Genomic DNA, 18,200 nt, shown 5'->3' on the forward strand with positions numbered 1-18,200 from the left:
GCGGAAAAAAGACGGCCGCGAGCCGCGACGGAATCCGCCTGGCGGCCGATTACCCGAGTTTCAATCTCATGAAATCACGTATCGTTTCTTATATTTTGCGTGCGGCTGTTTGTGCCGTCGCGGTGGCCGCGGTGTCCGGCTGCGCGAGCCTGCATCCGCAGCCCAACGGCCCCGGCGACTGTGTCGGTCCGCCCGACTTCTGCGTACCGTTCTTCGGCTCCTGAGCGTTACCTCGGGGTTGCCGCTGAACCTGGCCTGGACAGCGCGGCGCCGCTCGTGACGGCGCGCGCTCGTTGTGCGCGCACCGCGCGAGCAACGCCGCGCATGACGATGCCGGCCTAGCCGACTTCCACTTCGTCCAGTTTCTTGACGCGGTAGACGATGAACGAGACGACCCAGGCCGCGGCAAAAATCCCGATGATGCCGTAGCCAAGCAGACCGAAATTGTTGTTGAGGTCGTTCATGCGGTCCCAGAACCAGCCCTGCAGGTTCAACTCCCCGGCGATCAATCCCAGCGTTTCAATGCCGCCGATCAGGATTGCCACGGCGGCGGAGACGATCGTGATGGTGAGGTTGTAGTAGAGCTTGCGGATCGGCTTCACGAAGGCCCAGCCGTAGGCGCCGAGCATGAGGATGCCGTCGGTCGTGTCGATCAGCGACATGCCGGCCGAGAACAGCGCGGGAAACGCGAGGATCGACCAGAGCGGCAATCCCTTGCTGGCTTCGGTTGCGGCGACGGTGAGCAGGCTCACCTCGGTCACCGTGTCGAAGCCCAGTCCGAACAGGAACCCCACCGGCAGCATGTGCCAGCTCTGGCTGACGAGCCGGAAGAGCGGCCTCAACAGACGGGCAATCAGGCCGCGGTTGTTGAGCAGGATGTTGAGGCTGTCGTCGTTGTAGTCGCCGCCGCGGCGCACATGGCGATAGGTTCGATACACGTCGCGGGCCACCACGAGGTTCAGAATTGCCATCGCCAGCAGGAAAGCGCCCGACACGAGCGTGCCGACAATGCCCGCGACATTGTTGAACGAATCGAAGCCGCTCTGCAGGCTCATCACCGTGGCGGCGATGACCACCGTGGCGATGAGCAGCACCAGCGAATGGCCGATGGAAAAGAAAAAGCCAACCCCCACGGGGTGCTTGCCCTCCTGCATCAGCTTGCGCGTGACGTTGTCGATCGCGGCGATATGGTCGGCGTCCACCGCATGGCGCAGACCGAAGCCATAAGCGAGCAACGCGGTGCCGAGCAGGACCGGGCGATAATGGAATGCGACGAGCGCCCAGGCCCAGGCGCCCAGGTTGATGGCGATGAGAAAAACGTAAATGCCGATGACCTTGCCGCGGACATCGGTGGAACTGTCGTTGAAAACGTGTTTTAAAGCGCTGAGCATGGTTCTGCCTCCAGTGGCGTTCGTCTCAGCAAACCGGCTCAGGCAGCAGAACCTGAACCTTCACCGGGGCACCCCGCCCGATGCGTATGCGTCGACGCCGTTCGATGGCAGGTCTCCTGGCTCGCGGGTCGACGCCCATTGCCGGCCTTCCCGGTTTCCCAGTGGCCCTTCTGGCATGGACTCGCCGCTCACAGTTGCGGGGGCAGCCGCAGACTCGAGGCGCTGGCGCCTCTACTGCGTTCCCTTTTGATCCCGTCGCCGGGAACCATCAGCGCGAAAGCGTAAGGGGCTGTGCTTTGCGGCGTCAACTGTTTCGTCCATCGGCGCGACACGCTATCGACAGAACCGCCTCCGAGGGGGGCTATTCGAGGGTAAATGAAAGCACATGGAAGGTAATCGAAGGCATGGTGATTGCGAGCGCATCGACTTGCGCTGCGAGGCGGACATGAAGCACGGTCACTTGACACGCCCGTTAAACATGTGCAATCTGCATATGTGCATTATGCACATATAGGATCGAACATGACGGAGCGTCCGGAAAACCTCCTTGGCGTGCTCGCGCTGCTGATCGTGGACGATCTGCAGGCCGCCGGCGAGGAAGAAACCAATGCCGCCGGCCTCACGGCCCGCTCGATTCTCAATGCCGTTCACATGTACCCGGGCTGCACGATCGAGGAACTGCGTACGGCTGTCGGTCTCTCGCATCCGGCGACAGTGCGGGCTGTGGCGGGCCTCGTCGAGGCGGAACTCGTGAAGAAAGGCCCCGGTGCGGACCGGCGCGCCGTGTCGCTCACACTCACCGCGGCCGGGCAGCGCGCCGTGGATCGCACACTGGCGAGCCGCAAGGCCATCCTCGAACGGCTCACGCGTCATCTGAACGCGCGCGAGCGCCAGCAGCTGGACGCCCTGCTGCTCAAGATGCTCTGGAGCGAAACGCGTGATCCTGCGCACGCCATGCAGTTGTGCCGGCTCTGCGACGAAGCTCCGTGCCTGGCCGCGGGCTGTCCCGTCGAATGCCGCTCGGAAGGGCTGCCCATGCCTGTGGGGCGCGCGAAATGAACGCGCCCGCGCGCCTGCCCTGGCGTTCCATTGTCGCGCTCAATACCGTTTCGCTTCTCGCGCAGCTCGGTCAGTTCGGCGTGGGGTTTGCGGTGGTGCCGCAATGGCTTGCGCAGCGCGGCTTCGGTATCACGCAGCTCGGCAGCTTCGCTTCGGTGCAGTGGGCCGGCATGCTCGCGGGCATTCTGGCTGCGCCTATGCTCGCGAGGGGGCTTGGCGCGCGCTGCGCGGTGTTCGGCGGGCTCGCCGCAAGCGTGGCCGCCTTCGCCGCGCTCGCCACATGGCGCTGGCCGCTCGCGCTTGTGCCGGGTTTTTTGCTGGGCTTCGGCGTGGGCGTGCGATGGATCGCCAACGAGACCTGGCTCTTTCGCCTCATACCCGAAGAGATGAGTGGCCGCTTCGTGGGCGCGCACGAGACGCTCATCGCGATCGCGGGGCTGCTCGGGCCGGCCGTGGCCCTGCTCGACGGCGCACGCGGCGCAACCGCGCTCTGGATCGGTGCGCTTGTGACCGCGATGGCCGGGCTGCCGCTGTTCGTGGCCTCGCTGCGCGCGCCGGCGGCAGTCGCACCGGCGCCGCCGGCGGGCATAGAAGCGGTTTTATCTTCGTTGCCTCGCACGGCCGATATTGCACTGCGGCTCGGGCTCCTCGCCGCGGCGGTGGCGGGCCTCGGCGACGGCGCGTTATACGGGCTCATGGCCAAGTTCTGCGAAGGCAACGGCCTTGGCGCCACCCCCTGCGCGCTGCTGCTGGTGTGCCTCGGGCTGGGCGGCGCGATCGGGCAGTACCCGGTAGGCTGGGCCGCCGATCGCTGCGGCGTGCTGGCGACCACGACCGCGTGCGGCGTGGCGGGTGCGGCGGCGGCCGTGGCGCTTGCCCTTGCGGGCGGCCGCTTCGCGTTGGCCGTGCCGGCCATGCTCGTGCTCGGCGTCGCCAGCAATGCGTTTCTCACGCTCGCCTGCATCACCGTTGCCGCGGCGCCGCGCGCCCAGATCGATCGGCGCATGCGGGCGGTCTCCGTCGTCTTCACGCTCGGCTCCATCTCCGGGCCGCTCCTCGCCGCGCAGACCATGGCGCGCCTGGGCGCGAACCTGCTCATGTGGCAAATCGCGTTTGTCTGCGTCACCCTGTGCGCCTATGCTCTGGGCGTGCGGCATGGTCTCTCGGCACCGGCCGCGCAGAAGCACCGCAACGGTGCGGCGCCGGACCCGCGCCGGGGCGCGACGGCAAGCTGAGCGTTTCTACCAGCCTGCCGCCGCCATCCGGTCATCTGGCTGCCCTATGCCCGTGCTACCCTTGCAGCGCCTCAGGCGAGGCGATGCGCCGCGCCGCGCCGCAGCGCTGGCGAACGCCTTACCGGCAGCTTTGTGTTCGGGTTTTCCCTACCCAAATCAACAACAGGAATAAACACAGATGAACAGGCACGACAATGGGCGCAAGACTCCGCGCGGGGCATGGCGGGTTCTGGCGACCGGCATGCTGCTTGCCGGCAGCATTCAGGCCGCACATGCCGCTACCGAAATTCAGTTCTGGCATGCTATGGAGTCCGAACTGGGCGAGCGCGTGAATGCCATCGCCGATCAGTTCAACGCTTCGCAAAGCGAGTACAAGATCGTTCCGGTGTTCAAGGGCACCTACGACCAGACGCTGGCGGCCGGCATTGCCGCCTATCGCAGCGGCGACGCGCCGGCGATCCTGCAGGTCTACGAAGTCGGCACCGCGACGATGATGCAGGCGAAGAAGGCCGTGATCCCGGTCTACGACGTGATGAAGAACGCGGGCGTGCCGCTCGACGAAAAGGACTTCGTGCCGACCATCGCCAGCTACTACAGCGACGCGAAGACGGGCCACCTCGTTTCGATGCCGTTCAACAGCTCGACGCCGGTGCTCTACTACAACCGCGACGCGTTCAAGAAAGCCGGCCTCAACCCCGACGAGCCGCCGAAAACCTGGCCCGAAGTCGCCGCCGATGCGGCGAAGCTGAAGGCCTCCGGCATGACCTGCGGCTTCACGACGGGCTGGCAGGGCTGGATCCAGATCGAGAACTACAGCGCGTGGCATGCGGCGCCGATCGCGACGCTCAACAACGGTTTCGATGGCACCGGTGCGCAACTGGAAATCAACAAGCCGCTGCAGGTCGCGCATATCGCCTTCCTGCAGAACATGGTGAAGCAGGGCACGTTCACTTACGTGGGCCGCAAGGACGAGGCGACGGCCAAGTTCTATAGCGGCGACTGCGGCATCATGATGGGTTCTTCGGGCGCGCTTGCGAACGTGCAGAAGTATGCGAAGTTCCAGTACGGCACGGGCATGATGCCCTACGACCCGAGCGTGAAGGGGGCGCCGCAGAATGCGATCATCGGCGGTGCGAGCCTGTGGGTGCTGGCGGGCAAGAACCCCGAGGTCTACAAGGGCGTGGCGAAGTTCCTGGCTTACCTGAGCTCGCCGGCCGTGGCCGCGAAGTGGCACCAGGACACCGGCTATCTGCCGGTCACGAAGGCCGCTTACGACCTCACGCGCCAGCAGGGCTTCTACGAGAAGCATCCGGGCGCCGACACCGCCACGCGCCAGATGCTCAACAAACCGCCGCTGCCGTACACGAAGGGCCTGCGTCTTGGCAACATGCCGCAGATCCGTACGGTGATGGACGAGGAGCTGGAGCAGGTGTGGATCGGGACGAAGACGCCGCAACAGGCGCTGGATTCGGCCAACGCGCGCGGCAACGAACTGCTGCGCCGCTTCGAGCAGCAGGGCGGTTGAGTCGCTGGATCCTCGCATAGGCTTCACGCAAGCCTCACAACCTCCGGGCAACGCTTCGAAGCCTGGAAGCAAAACGGCGCGAGACCTTCTCGCGCCGTTTTTTTTCTCTGCACGATCGCGTTAGAACCACGCGTCCTGCGCATCGAGCGTCGTGCGGTCGAGCGCCGCGAGCAGATCGAATTGCGCGGCCGTTTTAGGCAGCTCCCACACGAAGAAGTACTGCGCGGCGGCCAGCTTGCCGCGATAGAAGTCCTCGTCCTGCACGCGCTCCTGCGCGAGCGCGGCGCGCGCCGCGAGCCCCTGTTCGAGCCAGATCCACGCGAGCACCACGTGGCCGAACGCTTCCAGGTACACCGAAGCATTGGCGAGCGTGACGGCGGGGTCGCCCGCGGACCACAGCGTTTGCGTGACCTCCACGAGGCGCTGCAGCGCCGCATCGAGCGCGCGGGCGTGGGCCGCGTCGGTCGCGTCGCCATTCGAGCGCGCGCGTTCGAGCGTGGCCTGTACGCGTTGCGAGAACAGCTTCAGCGCCGCGCCGTTGTCGATCACCACCTTGCGGCCCAGCAGGTCGAGCCCCTGAATGCCGTGCGTACCTTCGTGTATGGGATTGAGGCGATTGTCGCGGTAGAACTGTTCGACGTTGTATTCGCGCGTGTAGCCGTAGCCGCCATGAACCTGGATGGCGAGGTCGTTCGCCGCCAGACACCACTGCGAAGGCCAGCTTTTCGCAATCGGCGTGAGCAGGTCGAGCAGCAGCGTGTACGGCGCGCGTTCGGCGTCGTTGCCGATCGCAGTGGATTCGTCGATGAGCTTCGCGCAGTAAAGGTTGAGCGCGAGCGCCCCTTCCACATAGCTCTTTTGCGCGAGCAGCATGCGGCGCACGTCCGCGTGTTCGACGAGCTTCACCTGGGGCGAGGCCGCATCCTTGCCGCCCGCACCCACGGGGCGGCCCTGCGGGCGGTTGCGCGCATAGTCGAGCGCGTGCAGGTAGCCGGTGTAGCCGAGCATGGTTGCGCCGAGCCCCACGCCCACGCGCGCCTCGTTCATCATGTGGAACATGCAGGCCAGCCCCTGATGCGGCTTGCCCACCAGGTAGCCGATCGCGCCCGCGCGGCCGCCCGGCGTATGCTTCGTGCCCTCGCCGAAATTCAGCAGGCAGTTCGTCGTGCCGCGGTAGCCCATCTTGTGATTGAGGCCGGCGAGCACGACGTCGTTGTGCTCGCCGCAGGTGCCGTCTTCGTTCACCAGGTACTTCGGCACGACGAAGAGCGAGATGCCCTTCACGCCCGGAATCAGCTTGCCGTCGGGGCTGGGGATTTTCGCCAGCACGAGGTGCACGATGTTTTCGGAAAGCTCGTGCTCGCCGCCCGAAATCCACATCTTGTTGCCGCGCAGGCGGTACTGCGCGCCGAACGGCGATTCGCCCTCGTAGTCGGCGCGCGTGGCGACATCCGAGAGCGACGACCCCGCCTGCGGTTCGGAAAGACACATGGTGCCGAAGTAGCGCCCCTCGAATTCGGGACGCACGAAGGCGTCGATCTGCCTGGGGCTGCCGTGCGCGAGCAGCAGGTTCGCGTTGCCGATCGTGAGGAACGGATACGCGCTGGTGCCCACGTTCGCGCCGAGGAACCACGCGAAGCCGGCCTTTTCGACGACGAGCGGCAACTGCATGCCGCCGTACGCGTAGTCCTGGCCGGCGGCGGTGAGGCCCGCTTCGCTGAAGGCGCTGAGCGCGGTCTTCACTTCCGGAATGATCGTGACGGTTTCCCCGTCGAAGTGCGGTTCGTTCTGGTCGTTCTTCTTGTTGTGCGGGGCGAACAGGTCGGTCGCGATCTTTTCGCAGGTGTCGAGCGCCGCGTCGAAGGTTTCGCGCGAGTGGTCTGCGTAGCGCGGAATGCGCGTGAGGCTCTCCACGTCGAGCCACTCGTAGAGCAGGAAGTTCAGGTCACGGCGGGAAAGAATCAGCGACATGGCGCACGCTCGCAAAAAAGAAGTTCGATTCCCGCGAGCGTACACAAAATAGAACGATCGTGCTATTGGAAAATGCGCGAGGTGGGGCGACCGGCGCGTTGAGATCCATGGATGGAGAGAATCCTTCATGATCGGGATTCATCTTTCCGGAAAGCGAGAGTGCGATGGACCGTCTGGATGCCATGTCCGTGCTGGTCGCCGTGGTGGACGCGGGCAGCCTTTCCGCCGCCGCGCGGCGCCTCGGCATGCCGCTCGCCACCGTGAGCCGCAAGGTGGGCGAACTGGAGGCGCATCTCAAGACGCGCCTGCTCACCCGCACCACGCGCCAGCTTGCACTGACCGAGGCGGGCGCGTCGTACCTGGCCGCGTGCCGGCGCATTCTCGAAGAGGTGGGCGAGGCCGAGCGCGCCGCAACGGGCGAATACACCTCGCCCAGAGGCGACCTCACGATCACGGCGCCCGTGGTGTTCGGGCGCCTGCACGTGGTTCCGGTGGTGGCGGAATTCCTCTCGCTCTATCCCGAGATCGACGTGCGGCTCGTGCTGGCGGACCGCGTGGTCAATTTACTGGAGGACCACCTGGATGTGGCCGTGCGCATCGGCGAACTGCCGGATAGCGCGCTCGTGGCGCGCGGCCTGGGCGCGATCCGGCGCGTGGTTTGCGCGAGTCCGGGCTACCTGGCCGAGCATGGCGTGCCGCTGCAGCCGCGCGATCTCGCGCACCATCGCTGCATCACTTTCGAAGGCATTGCCTCTGCGCACAACTGGGTGTTCCGGAATGGCAAGACGCCGGTCACGCTGCCGGTGCGCTCGCGGCTTGTCGTCAATACGGCGGAGGCGTCCATCGAGGCGGCGATACTGGGCGTGGGGCTCGCGCGCGTGCTGTCCTACCAGATCGCCGACGCGGTGGAGCAGGGCAAGCTCGATATCGTGCTGGACGCTTTCGAGCCCGAGCCCTGGCCCGTGAGTCTCGTGCATGGCGGGCAGACGCCGCTGCCGCTCAAACTGCGCGCGTTTCTCGACTTCGCCGCGCCGCGCTTGCGCACGCGGATCGCGCAGACGCTGGGCGGAAGGAAGACCTGAACGAAGGGCGATGACAAAAGGGGCGATGACAAAGGGGGATGACAAAAGGGCGATTACTTTGCCGCATAACCGCCGGGCTTCGGTGCGAGCGCGGCGTCGAAGAAGGTCAGCACGCGCGCGGCCGTTGCGTCGTGGACCGCCTCGCGATCGACGCCCGGGCCGTCTTTGCAGATCGCCGGCCGGCGTGCCGCCGCGTTCGGCAGGCACACGTCGATGAACGTGTAGTGCGAGGCGCCCGGCACCATCATGAGACTCGACTGCGGCAGGAAGCCCGCAATCCGCTCGACATTGGTGGCGGGCGGCGCGGTCACGTCGGCCGTGCCGGCGGCGAAGGCCACGGGGATATCGACGCCGGCGAACGAGGCCGCGTCGAAGGCTTCGCCGAGCGCGGGGGCAATTGCGAAGACGGCCTTGACGCGCGGGTCGCGGTACGAGGCCCCGGAGCGCGCCATCGACTCGGCCATGGCCGGCGTGGGCGGCGCCATCAGGCTCGTGCCGTCCGTGCGCCGTTTCGCTTCGGGCGGCGTGCAGATCGCGTCGGCCTGGGGCGAGCGGCAGAACGCCTCGAACGCCGCGAGGCGGGTGCGCGCGCCGGCCAGTTCCAGCACGGTGTAGCCGCCCAGCGAAAAACCCATCGCGCCGATTCTCGATGCGTCGATACGCGGGCCGAACACCGGGTCGGAGAGCAGGGCGTCGAGCATTTCGCTAACGTCCGTGGCACGTTCCCACCAGAGCAGGAAGCCCTCGCGCGTGAGCGGTTCGAGCGCGTTGTTGCCCGGGTGATTGACGCCCGCCACAAGGTAGCCGTGCGCCGCGAGGTCGGCGGCGAGCCAGTCTTCGTCGCTCGCGCTGCCGCCGGTGCCGTGCGAGAGCAGGATCAATGGGTAACGTGCCTGCGCCGCGGAGGGTTCGCCGGCCCGGGCGACCGGATGGCCGCGAAAGAGCGGGTCGTCGGGCGCGCCCAGGTGGTTGGGCACTTCGGGCACGCCGGCATCGACGGGATACCAGATCGTCGTGAGGAGACGCTCCGTTCTGGCGCCGCGCCAGTTGCGCTCGACGGGCGGGACGACCGAACGCTGCGCCTCGCCGACGTGGTAACTCGCACCGTGAGCGGGTTCTTCGGCGCGGGCGGGAGACGAAATGAGCAGCGGCGTGGCGAGCAGGAGCGCCATGACCGCGGCCCGTGCCCGGCGCCCGGTTGTGTGGTGCGCGGGTGTTGCCTTGCCTGAGCCGTCCATCGTATCTCCTGATTGCGTGCGATGCGTGTCCGCCGTCTGCCACGAGCGTGCGCGAAGCGTGCCCCGGGTCGTGATGGAAACGCTGCGGAGTTCGATTCTATTGATTCCGCCGTTTGCGGTTGCGCAGGATGAGCAAGCGCTGCCGCGCGCCTGCGGGCAGGGGCTACCGATGCGCCGGCGCAACGGCGCGCGCCGCCATGCGAATGCGCTACCGGCGCCCGCGCGGGTCGTGCTATCGTGCTGCCGCCGCGGGGGTAATTTCATGGCCAATAAGAAGGAGATCAAACTGTGATGACCGTGCTGGGTTGCATCGTCTTCAAGCACAATCCCTGGCTCGTCGTGATCGCCGTGCTGATCTGCGGTGCGGGCTCGTGGGTGACGGCAAGGCTCGTGCTGCGCGCGTTCGGGGCCACCGGCTTGCAGCGCGCCGGCTGGATCTTCCTCACAGGCATTTCCGCGGCCGTGGCGATCTGGTGCACGCACTTCGTCGCGATACTCGGTTTCGATCCGGGCGTGCCGGTGGCGTTCGATCCCGTGCAGACCATCGTCTCGCTCTTCATCGCACTGGTGGGCAGCCTCGGCGGGGTGGCCATCGCCACGAGCCGCGTGACGCGTTTCGCGCCCGCCGCGGGGGGCGCCGTGCTCGGCCTGGCCGTCGCGCTCATGCACTACGCCGGGATGCTCGCTTACCGCGTGGAAGGCATCGTTAGCTGGGATCGCACCTACCTCGTTGCGTCGATCGTGCTCGCGGTTGCGTTCGGTGCCGCTGCGCTGCAGCGTGCAGCGTCGCGCGGGCCCGGTTCCGAGCTTTCGGTGGCGGCGCTGCTCGCCACGGGCATCGCCGCGCTGCACTTTACCGGCATGACCGCCTTCCAGGTGGTGCCCATGCCGATTGCCGGCTCGTTCTCCAATCCTTCCGCGCTCCACGCGCTGGCACTCGCGGTGGCCGGCATGGCGTTCATCATCGCGGGCGCGGGGTTCGTGAGCTATCTGCTCGACGACAGCGTGCGCGCGGAATCCGTCGAGCACCTGCGCGCCATGGCGCTGAGCGACGTCCTCACCGGCCTGCCCAATCGCGCGGGCTTCAACGAACGGCTCGACCGGGAGATCGCGCGTACGGAGGCGCGGCAAGGCAAGCTCGCGCTGGTCGGCATCGACCTGAACCGCTTCAAGGACATCAACGATCTGCGCGGCCATCATGCCGGCGACGAAGTTCTGCGCATCCTCGCGCGGCGCCTCGCGAGCCTGCTTGGGCACGAGGAATTCGTCGCGCGCGTGGGCGGCGACGAATTCGTGGCGATCAAGTGCTTTGGCGCGCGCGAGGAGCTGATGGATTTCCTCGAGCGTCTCGAGATCGCGCTGTTCCGGCCGATCCGCTACGACGACTGGGAAGTCGTGTCGGGCGCGAGCCTGGGTGTGGCGATCTATCCCGACGATGCCACTACGAAAGCCGTGCTCATCAACAACGCCGATCTCGCGATGTACCGCGCGAAGGCCGATATTGCCCACGCGGTGTGCTTCTACGAGCCCGCCATGGACGAGATCTCCCGGGCGCGCCGCACGCTCGCCGCCGACCTGCGCGATGCGCTGGCGCGCAATCAGTTGAGCGTGTATTACCAGGTGCAGACTTCGGTGGCGAGCCGCGAGATTTGCGGCTACGAGGCGCTGCTGCGCTGGGAGCATCCGCGCCGCGGTTTCGTGCCGCCTTCCGAATTCATTCCGCTGGCGGAGGAGAACGGCCTCATCCTGACCATTGGCGCCTGGGTGCTGCGCGAAGCGTGCTCGCGCGCCGTGTCGTGGGTGCCGCCCTACAAGGTCGCGGTGAACCTCTCGCCCGTGCAGTTCGCGCATGCGGACCTGCCCAGGCTGGTGGAAGACGTGCTGAGGGAAACGGGGCTCGCCCCCTCGCGGCTCGAACTCGAACTCACCGAATCGACGATCTTCGCCGACCGCGAGCGTTCGTTGACCGTGCTCCAGCAGATCAAGGCGCTGGGCGTGAGCCTCGCGCTCGACGATTTCGGCACGGGGTATTCGTCGCTCGATACGCTGCGCTCGTTCCCGTTCGACAAGATCAAGCTCGACCAGTCGTTCGTGCGGGAAACCGAATCGAGCCGCCAGGCCACGGCGATCGTGCGGGCCGTGCTCGCGCTCGGCAAGAGCCTCGGGATTCCGGTGCTGGCCGAAGGCATCGAAACCCAGGATCAGCTCGCGCTGCTGGCGGGCGAGGGCTGCGACGAAGTGCAGGGCTTCCTGCTGGGCCGGCCCGCGCCGCTCAGCCAGATCATTGCGAGCGGACAGCTTTCGCTGGGCGTGGCGGGCGCGCAGGCGATCGCGGCGGGTTGAGCGGGCGCGCTGGTCGCGCCTCGCTGATTTCTTGTTGCGGTTCGGGTCAGGATGGGCCCGGACGTTCGGATTCCCGGATCGCGCGCGCCAGGGCATTCTGCACCGCGCGCCGATCGACCCTTGCGTGAACATCTACGGCGCCGCGTGGCTCCTCAAGCAGAAGATGGTGTGCTGCGGCAACACGTGGCGCGCCATCGGCGCCTGTCACCCGGAATCGCCGCGCGAGCGCGATGCCTATGCGCGCAGTATTCAGGCAATTCTCGTGAGCTGGGGGCAGTGGCTGCCCGCGCATTGATCCGGCGCGGCCGGCTTATTTCTCACTTATTTCTCACTTACTTCTCGTCGGCTGCGTTCCTGAATCCGCCGATCAGCCGGGCGAGCGCTGCGGCCACTTCGTCCCGGTCCAGTGCGAGTTCCGGCGCGGCCACCATGCCGCGCAGCACGCCGGCCACGGCCTGCGTAACGACGAAGGCTTCCGCTTGAGCGAGCGGGCGCGCGCCGGCCGGCCGACCCTCGCCTTCGGAGTCGAGCAGCCGCGCCGTCACGGACGCAAGGAGCGGCTTGAGCCGCGTGCCGCGCGTGAGCGCATGTTCGAGCAACTGGCGGTGCACGCCGCGGCGTCCGCCGTAGCTGTCGAGCACCGCGTTCACGATCAGCCGCATGCGCGCTTCCATTGAACGTTCGGGCGACGTCTCCGTAAACACCGCCATCACGCGTTCGGCCATGGTGCCGAGTTCGCGTTCCGCAAGCGCGTTGACGATGGCCGGCTTGCCATCGAAGTACTGGTAAAGGGTGCCGATGCTTACCCCCGCTTTCTCCGCGACGGCGTTCGTGGTGAGCGTGTCGATATCGCCGGATTCGAGCAGTTGCTGCGTGGCCTCCAATATGAGAGTGACCTTGTGCAGCGAGCGCTCCTGGCGCGGCTTTCTGCGTGCAAGTTGCTGATTTTTAACGGTTTTGTCTGGCATGGAACACCCTCGCAGAACGCGAGTGCAAAAACGCGAGCAAAGCTCATATTATGGCTCCCGTCGCCGCACCGCAAGCGGCCTGAATTGCCAGGAGTTAGCCCCATGCACCCCGTTCCCTTCCTGAAAATGAATGCCGCCACCGCCGTTGCCGCGCCCGGGGGGAACGCCCCGGCGCAGGAGGCCGACGGCGTGCGTCCCGACCAGCGCCTCGCGACGCGCTACTGTTTCGGCGATCCCGATATGGATCTCTTTTTCATGGCCGCACTCGGCTGGGGGCCGACCGGCGGGCTCGATATCGGCGAGGCCTGTTACGTGGCCAGGCAGATCGTGGATGGCGACCCAGAAAGCTGGGTGAACGCCTTCTCGACCTATGGCGCGCAACTCGACCGCGAAGCAGACGCCTGGCGCCGGCGCGGCCATTTGCGCACGGCGGGCGAATTCCGTCTCAAGGCGTTTGCGAGCTACCGCTCGTCGTGGCAATTCGCGGAGCCGGACGGCTGCTTCGACGCGCTCTATGCGCGCCACAAGCAGGCCTTCGCTCTGGCGATGCAGGAGCTCGATTTGCCCGCCGCGTTCTTCGAGGTGCCGTGGGGCGCAGCGACGCTGCCCGGCGTGTTTCTGCAGCATGCCAACGCTGCGGCGCCGGTCGTGCTCGTGATCGGCGGCGCCGATACCTGCTTCGAAGATCTCTTCCTTACCGCAGGCCGCAATTTGTTCGAGCGCGGCTACTCCGTGGCGCTGGTCGATCTGCCGGGACAGGGCAACACGGCGGCGCGCGGCCTGTACTGGACAGCCGACGCCGAAGCGCCCATTGCCGCGGTGGTCGATACGCTGGTCGAGCGTTTTCATGCCGTGCCTAGGCGCATCGCGCTGCTGGGCCTGAGTCTGGGCGGTTATTTCGTTGCACGGGCTGCGGGCCATGAAACGCGCTTTGCCACCGTGATGGCCAGCACGCCGTTTCCGGACCCCGCGGAGTTGTTTGCGCTTTCCGTACGCGCAGCCGGGCAGCGCGTGGAGGGCACGGAGTCTGCCGCCGCGATGCGCAGCCGCCGCATGGCGCTCTGGAAAGCGGGCGCGCGCAGCCCGCAGGCGTTCCTCGCGCGCACGGCCGCCATGACGGCGGACCCGGCGCGCGTGAGCGTGCCGTTTCTCTCGATTATCGGTGCCGGGGATTCGCCCGTTTTCACGCTGCAGGCGAAGTCGTGGCACCGGGACATCCGCTCCGCGCGCAAGTCGCTCGTGGTGCTCGATGCGGCAACCGGTGCGGACGGTCATGTGCAGGTCAATAATCGTCTGCGACTTGCTCAGGAGTGCTGTGCATGGATGGACGAGATTTTCGCCGTGTGAAGCCCGATCGACAGGACGGAGCCGATGCGATTCGATTCCCGGTACTTCAACGTCTGGCTCGAACGGGTTGACCCGGGCGCGCATCGACGCGTGAAGGGGCTGCGGCTCGTCACGGCGTATGGCATCGCCATGGGGCTGGGCACGCTGCAAGGCGTGAGCGCCGGTTTGCCTGCGAACGTTTCGGCCGGCACGCTGGCGGGCGGGTTCGCGCTGTGGGCGAGCGTGTCCGAAGCGCAGACCACCCGCTACGCGTCCACGCGCGACCTCGCCATGCTGTGCGTTGCAGCGGCTCTGGGTGCGGTGCTTTTCGCGCTCCTCGCGCCGCTTGGCGGCACCGCCTTCCTGATGTCGCATGCACTGGGCGGCGGCGAATGGATTCTCGTGACCGGGGCTTTTTTCGCGGGCCTGCTCAAGCGCTACGGGACCATCGGCGCGGGCGTGGGCTCGCAGATCTATATCGGGCAGTTGCTCGCGTACGGTGCGCATCTCGGCCCCGGCGATCTTGGGGCGATCGCCATTTCCTGCCTCATCGCGATACTGGCTGCCGCCGTGCCGCGCCTCTTGAGCGGTCCTGCCGAACTGGCCGCCGTTCCGGCCGTTACCGCGGGCGAGTCAGTATTTCGGACTCCTTTGTTGCTGCGTTCAGCCGAACTGGCGATGGGCGTTCAGGCCGCGCTCGCGGCGGCGATTGTCGTGGTCCTGCACAGCGTGTGGGGGCTGGTGGAATCGGCGTGGGCGATCACCGCCTGCGTGTATGTCGTCACGGCGACGGCCGCTGGCACGCTGGAGCGCGTGCGGTGGCGCATCGTCGGCACGCTGGTGGGGGTGCCGCTCGGGCTCGCCTGCCTGCCCGCGGCGGAGCATGCGCCGCTGCTCGTGTGGGTGGCGGCGTCGCTCGCGATGATCGTTTATGCCATGGCGCTTCCCGAGCGCTACGACGTAGCCTGCGGCGCGTTTGCCTTTGCGCTGGTGGTCACGCTCGCGGCGACGGGCGAGCATTCCATCGCGGTGCTTGTGGCGCGCGCATGGGAGACCATGCTGGGCGGCGCGCTGGGGATCGCGATGGCGGTGTTCGTGTTCCCGGTGCGGGCGCAACGACCCGCGGCGGCCGACGCTTCCGGCGATAACCGCGGGCCGCCCGGCCCCGGCTAAATCCACGTAAACCTGGGCAGGCGAATCAGGCACACGAATCAGGCAGGCGAGCGCGCCTCAGAGGGACGCGACGATCAACTCGCGCAGCCAGCGATGCGCGGGATCGCGATGCGAGCGTTCGTGCCAGAGCATCGACATTTCATAGCCCGGCACCTCCACGGGCGCCTCGACCACACGCAGCGCTGCGTTCTGGCGTGCGAGCCGCTCGGGCACCATCGCCACGAGATCGGTGCTCGCCGCTACCGACAACACGAACAGAAAATGCGGCACGGAGAGCACGACGCGCCGCGAGAGCCCTGCCGCGGCGAGCACGGTGTCGGTTACGCCGTGAAAACCGCCGCCGTCCGGCGAGACGATCACGTGTTCGAGCGCGCAGAACTGCGCGGCGGTCGGCCGCCGCTTCAGGCGGGGATGCCCGGCGCGGCCCGCGAGCACGTAACGCTCCGTGAACAGTGTGCGCCGCCGCAGATTGGGCGGCGAGCCCTCGGTGGTGTGAAACGCGAGATCGATCTGGCCGTGCTCGGCCTGCTTCTCGATGCGCGGCGGCACGAGGCCGACCACGGCAAGCCGCGTGTGCGGCGCGCGTGCGCGCAACGTGGGCAGCATGGGTTGCACGAGCGTGGATTCGCCGTAGTCGGTTGCCGCGAGGGTCCACGTATGCCGCGCGCTGGCCGGATCGAACGGGCTTTCGGGCGCCACGGCGCCCGCGAGCGCTTCCAGCGCCTGGCGCAGCGGCTCGCGCAGCGATTCGGCGCGTGCCGTGGGCCGCATGCCGCGCGGACCCGGCAGCAGCAGCGGATCGCCGAAGATCTCGCGCAGCTTGGCCAGTTGCACGCTCACGGTGGGCTGGGAGAAGTGCAGGCGTTCGGCGGCGCGCGTGACGTTGTGCTCGGCGAGCAGGGCATCCAGCGTCACCAGCAGGTTCAGATCCAGTTTCCTGAGATTGCCGATCATAATAGCTCGTATTTCGGACATTCATTTTAAATATACCAGAGTGCGGCTTATGCTGATTCCACACGGATACAGGAGCCGCGAAATGAATGTTCTGCTTGTCTATGCCCATCCCGAACCCCGCTCGCTGAACGGCGCGCTCCGGGACTTCACGATCGAGCGGCTTGCCGCAGCCGGTCACACGGTAGAGGTATCGGATCTCTATGCGATGAACTGGAAAGCGGTGCTCGACGCCGAGGACACCACCGCGCGCCTCGACGCGGGCCGTTTCGACGCCTCGCTCGACTCGAAGCACGCCTACAAGAACGGCTTGCAAAGCGCCGACATCGCGCGCGAGCAGCAGAAGCTGATGCGCGCCGATATGGTCATCCTGCAGTTCCCGCTGTGGTGGTTTTCGATGCCCGCCATCCTGAAGGGCTGGGTGGAGCGGGTCTACGCATATGGCTTTGCCTACGGCGTGGGCGAGCACTCCGACGTGCGCTGGGGCAGCCGCTACGGCGAAGGCAACCTGGCCGGCAAGCGCGCGATGCTCGTGGTCACGGCGGGCGGGTGGGCCTCGCACTACGGACCGCGCGGCATCAACGGGCCGATGGAGGACATCCTTTTTCCCATCCATCACGGCATTCTTTATTACCCGGGTTTCGAAGTCCTGCCGCCCTATGTCGTGCACCGCACGAGCCGCATGGACGAAACGCGCTTCGAAACGATTCGCCGCGAACTGGGCGAGCGGCTCGATAGTTTGCAGGAGACGAAGCCCATCGCGTTTCGACCGCAAAACGCGGGCGACTACGAGATCCCGGCGCTCACGTTACGCGAAGAAGTTGCGCCGGGTCGTGTGGGTTTTGCCGCTCACGTGGCGTGACGCATGTCGTTTAGCTCTCCCAATAACCTTCGCGGCGATACAGCGCGGCATAGAAGTCGATGAACGCGCGCACCTTCGAAGAAACGGTTTTCTTCGGCGGATACACGGCCCAGATGGCCGGCTCGGCGCGCGTGGGCTGCGCTTCCCAGTCGGGCAGCACGCGGATGAGCCGGCCCTCGCGGATTGCTGTGCCCGTGGCCCATGCGGGCAGCAGGGCAACGCCGCGCCCGGCGATGGCGAGTTCGAGCAGTGCTTCGGTGTCGTCCACGCGCAGGCGCCCTTGTAGCTGCACGGCGGCTTCCTCGGCCGCGCCTGCGCGCATGCGGTTGACGAGGAACCAGCGGTCGTCGGGGGCCAGCGCAAAACGCAGCGCCGTATGCTGCGCGAGATCGGCTGGAGTAAGCGGCGTGCCGTGCTGTGTCACGTAGCCCGGACTCGCGCACACGATGCGACGATGCGGCGCAAGCTGGCGCGCCATCAACTGGGAGTCGGGCAGGGCGCCGATGCGGATCGCGAGGTCGATGCCCGCGTCGATCACGTTGAGCACGCTTTCCGTGATGACGCAGTCCACGTCGATCTTCGGATAGCGGTCCATGAACTCGGGCAGATGGCGCACGATATGGCGGCGCCCGAACGCGCCCGGCATCGTCACGCGCAGCAGGCCGCGCGGCGAGCGGTTGAGCGAAGCGGCGGCTTCGCGCGCCTCGTCGAGGCTCTTTTCCACGAGCCGCGCATGCTCGCGAAACACCCGGCCGCCCTCGGTGAGCACGAGGCCGCGCGTGGATCGGTTGAAGAGCGCAATGCCCAGATCGCGTTCGAGCTCGCTGATGTGGCGCGAGACGGTGGAGGTCTTGACGCCCGTGCGTTCCGCGGCCTGGCTGAAACTGCCGAGTTCGGCGGCGTGCAGAAAGGCGCGAATGGCCGAGAAGTAATCCATGCGTGGCGTTCCGGGGGGACTTTGCCCGATTGTACGGGAGGCCGCGCTGCGCCCTCCAGTTATCCCTTTTTTGCAAAGCTGATTTCGGCGGCGGGTGGTTCCGGCCCGTGCGACGCATACCTATAGTGGCTACCAGCCG

At 66.8% G+C, this 18,200-nt stretch carries 16 protein-coding genes, 1 pseudogene and 1 riboswitch; of the genes and pseudogenes, 11 read left to right on the top strand and 6 right to left on the bottom strand.

The window, feature by feature from the left end:
- Nucleotides 1-68 precede the first annotated feature (68 nt).
- Nucleotides 69-224 carry a hypothetical protein gene (locus BFE01S_RS45170; RefSeq protein WP_169742675.1) on the top strand — a complete coding sequence of 52 codons (156 nt, stop codon included), beginning with the start codon at nt 69-71 and terminating at the stop codon, nt 222-224.
- Nucleotides 225-338: 114 nt separating this feature from the next.
- On the opposite strand, the gene BFE01S_RS28290 is transcribed toward BFE01S_RS45170, so the two are convergent.
- Nucleotides 339-1,391, bottom strand: coding sequence for a HoxN/HupN/NixA family nickel/cobalt transporter (locus BFE01S_RS28290; protein ID WP_028228402.1), 1,053 nt, complete (start codon nt 1,389-1,391; stop codon nt 339-341).
- Between the two features lie 89 nt (nt 1,392-1,480).
- Nucleotides 1,481-1,676: riboswitch (cobalamin riboswitch) on the bottom strand.
- A gap of 237 nt (nt 1,677-1,913) precedes the next feature.
- On the opposite strand from BFE01S_RS28290, the gene BFE01S_RS28295 reads away from it, so the two are divergent.
- The 3 genes from BFE01S_RS28295 (at nt 1,914) to ugpB (ending at nt 5,210) form a co-directional block, all read left to right on the top strand.
- Complete coding sequence (locus tag BFE01S_RS28295) at nt 1,914-2,450, top strand: MarR family winged helix-turn-helix transcriptional regulator (RefSeq protein WP_028228403.1); 537 nt, start codon at nt 1,914-1,916, stop codon at nt 2,448-2,450.
- Entirely contained in the window at nt 2,447-3,685 is a 1,239-nt protein-coding gene (locus BFE01S_RS40480; protein WP_052421003.1) for an MFS transporter, read from the top strand. The genes BFE01S_RS28295 and BFE01S_RS40480 overlap by 4 nt, the downstream gene beginning before the upstream one ends.
- A 241-nt stretch (nt 3,686-3,926) precedes the next feature.
- Nucleotides 3,927-5,210: a sn-glycerol-3-phosphate ABC transporter substrate-binding protein UgpB gene (ugpB, locus tag BFE01S_RS28305; RefSeq protein WP_042338865.1), complete on the top strand. Its 1,284-nt coding sequence runs from the start codon at nt 3,927-3,929 to the stop codon at nt 5,208-5,210.
- A 120-nt stretch (nt 5,211-5,330) separates the two neighbouring features.
- On the opposite strand, the gene BFE01S_RS28310 is transcribed toward ugpB, so the two are convergent.
- Nucleotides 5,331-7,181, bottom strand: coding sequence for an acyl-CoA dehydrogenase (locus tag BFE01S_RS28310; protein ID WP_028228405.1), 1,851 nt, complete (start codon nt 7,179-7,181; stop codon nt 5,331-5,333).
- 164 nt (nt 7,182-7,345) lie between these two features.
- Between BFE01S_RS28310 and BFE01S_RS28315 the strand changes: the two genes are divergently transcribed.
- Nucleotides 7,346-8,263 (top strand): LysR family transcriptional regulator, encoded by a 918-nt coding sequence (locus tag BFE01S_RS28315; protein ID WP_028228406.1) that lies wholly within the window; start codon nt 7,346-7,348, stop codon nt 8,261-8,263.
- A 53-nt stretch (nt 8,264-8,316) separates the two neighbouring features.
- On the opposite strand, the gene BFE01S_RS40485 is transcribed toward BFE01S_RS28315, so the two are convergent.
- Nucleotides 8,317-9,501 (bottom strand): alpha/beta hydrolase family protein, encoded by a 1,185-nt coding sequence (locus BFE01S_RS40485; RefSeq protein ID WP_245621214.1) that lies wholly within the window; start codon nt 9,499-9,501, stop codon nt 8,317-8,319.
- A gap of 70 nt (nt 9,502-9,571) precedes the next feature.
- Between BFE01S_RS40485 and BFE01S_RS28325 the strand changes: the two genes are divergently transcribed.
- The 3 genes and pseudogenes from BFE01S_RS28325 to BFE01S_RS46630 form a co-directional block, all read left to right on the top strand.
- A complete protein-coding gene (locus BFE01S_RS28325; protein ID WP_156967175.1) occupies nt 9,572-9,793 on the top strand; it encodes a hypothetical protein in 222 nt (73 codons plus the stop codon).
- Nucleotides 9,793-11,844: a putative bifunctional diguanylate cyclase/phosphodiesterase gene (locus BFE01S_RS40490; protein ID WP_052421004.1), complete on the top strand. Its 2,052-nt coding sequence runs from the start codon at nt 9,793-9,795 to the stop codon at nt 11,842-11,844. The genes BFE01S_RS28325 and BFE01S_RS40490 overlap by 1 nt, the downstream gene beginning before the upstream one ends.
- A 70-nt stretch (nt 11,845-11,914) precedes the next feature.
- Nucleotides 11,915-12,139: pseudogene (locus BFE01S_RS46630) on the top strand (lytic transglycosylase domain-containing protein); the annotation flags it as partial.
- Nucleotides 12,140-12,176: 37 nt separating this feature from the next.
- On the opposite strand, the gene BFE01S_RS40500 reads toward BFE01S_RS46630, so the two are convergent.
- Nucleotides 12,177-12,812, bottom strand: coding sequence for a TetR/AcrR family transcriptional regulator (locus BFE01S_RS40500; protein WP_084170205.1), 636 nt, complete (start codon nt 12,810-12,812; stop codon nt 12,177-12,179).
- 102 nt (nt 12,813-12,914) lie between these two features.
- On the opposite strand from BFE01S_RS40500, the gene BFE01S_RS40505 reads away from it, so the two are divergent.
- A complete protein-coding gene (locus BFE01S_RS40505; protein ID WP_245621215.1) occupies nt 12,915-14,159 on the top strand; it encodes an alpha/beta hydrolase family protein in 1,245 nt (414 codons plus the stop codon).
- 24 nt (nt 14,160-14,183) lie between these two features.
- On the top strand, nt 14,184-15,311 hold the full coding sequence (locus BFE01S_RS40510) for an FUSC family protein (RefSeq protein ID WP_063834451.1): 1,128 nt from the start codon (nt 14,184-14,186) through the stop codon (nt 15,309-15,311).
- A 57-nt stretch (nt 15,312-15,368) separates the two neighbouring features.
- Here BFE01S_RS40510 and BFE01S_RS28355 read toward each other — a convergent pair whose 3' ends face one another.
- On the bottom strand, nt 15,369-16,262 hold the full coding sequence (locus BFE01S_RS28355; protein WP_028228408.1) for a LysR family transcriptional regulator: 894 nt from the start codon (nt 16,260-16,262) through the stop codon (nt 15,369-15,371).
- An 85-nt stretch (nt 16,263-16,347) separates the two neighbouring features.
- Here BFE01S_RS28355 and BFE01S_RS28360 point away from each other — a divergent pair, with 85 nt between their 5' ends.
- Nucleotides 16,348-17,124, top strand: a complete 777-nt coding sequence (locus BFE01S_RS28360; protein WP_028228409.1) for an NAD(P)H-dependent oxidoreductase — start codon at nt 16,348-16,350, stop codon at nt 17,122-17,124.
- Between the two features lie 10 nt (nt 17,125-17,134).
- Here BFE01S_RS28360 and BFE01S_RS28365 read toward each other — a convergent pair whose 3' ends face one another.
- Complete coding sequence (locus BFE01S_RS28365) at nt 17,135-18,061, bottom strand: LysR family transcriptional regulator (RefSeq protein WP_028228410.1); 927 nt, start codon at nt 18,059-18,061, stop codon at nt 17,135-17,137.
- Nucleotides 18,062-18,200 lie beyond the last annotated feature (139 nt).

The sequence above is a fragment of the Paraburkholderia ferrariae NBRC 106233 genome (assembly GCF_000685035.1).
GTDB lineage: Bacteria > Pseudomonadota > Gammaproteobacteria > Burkholderiales > Burkholderiaceae > Paraburkholderia > Paraburkholderia ferrariae.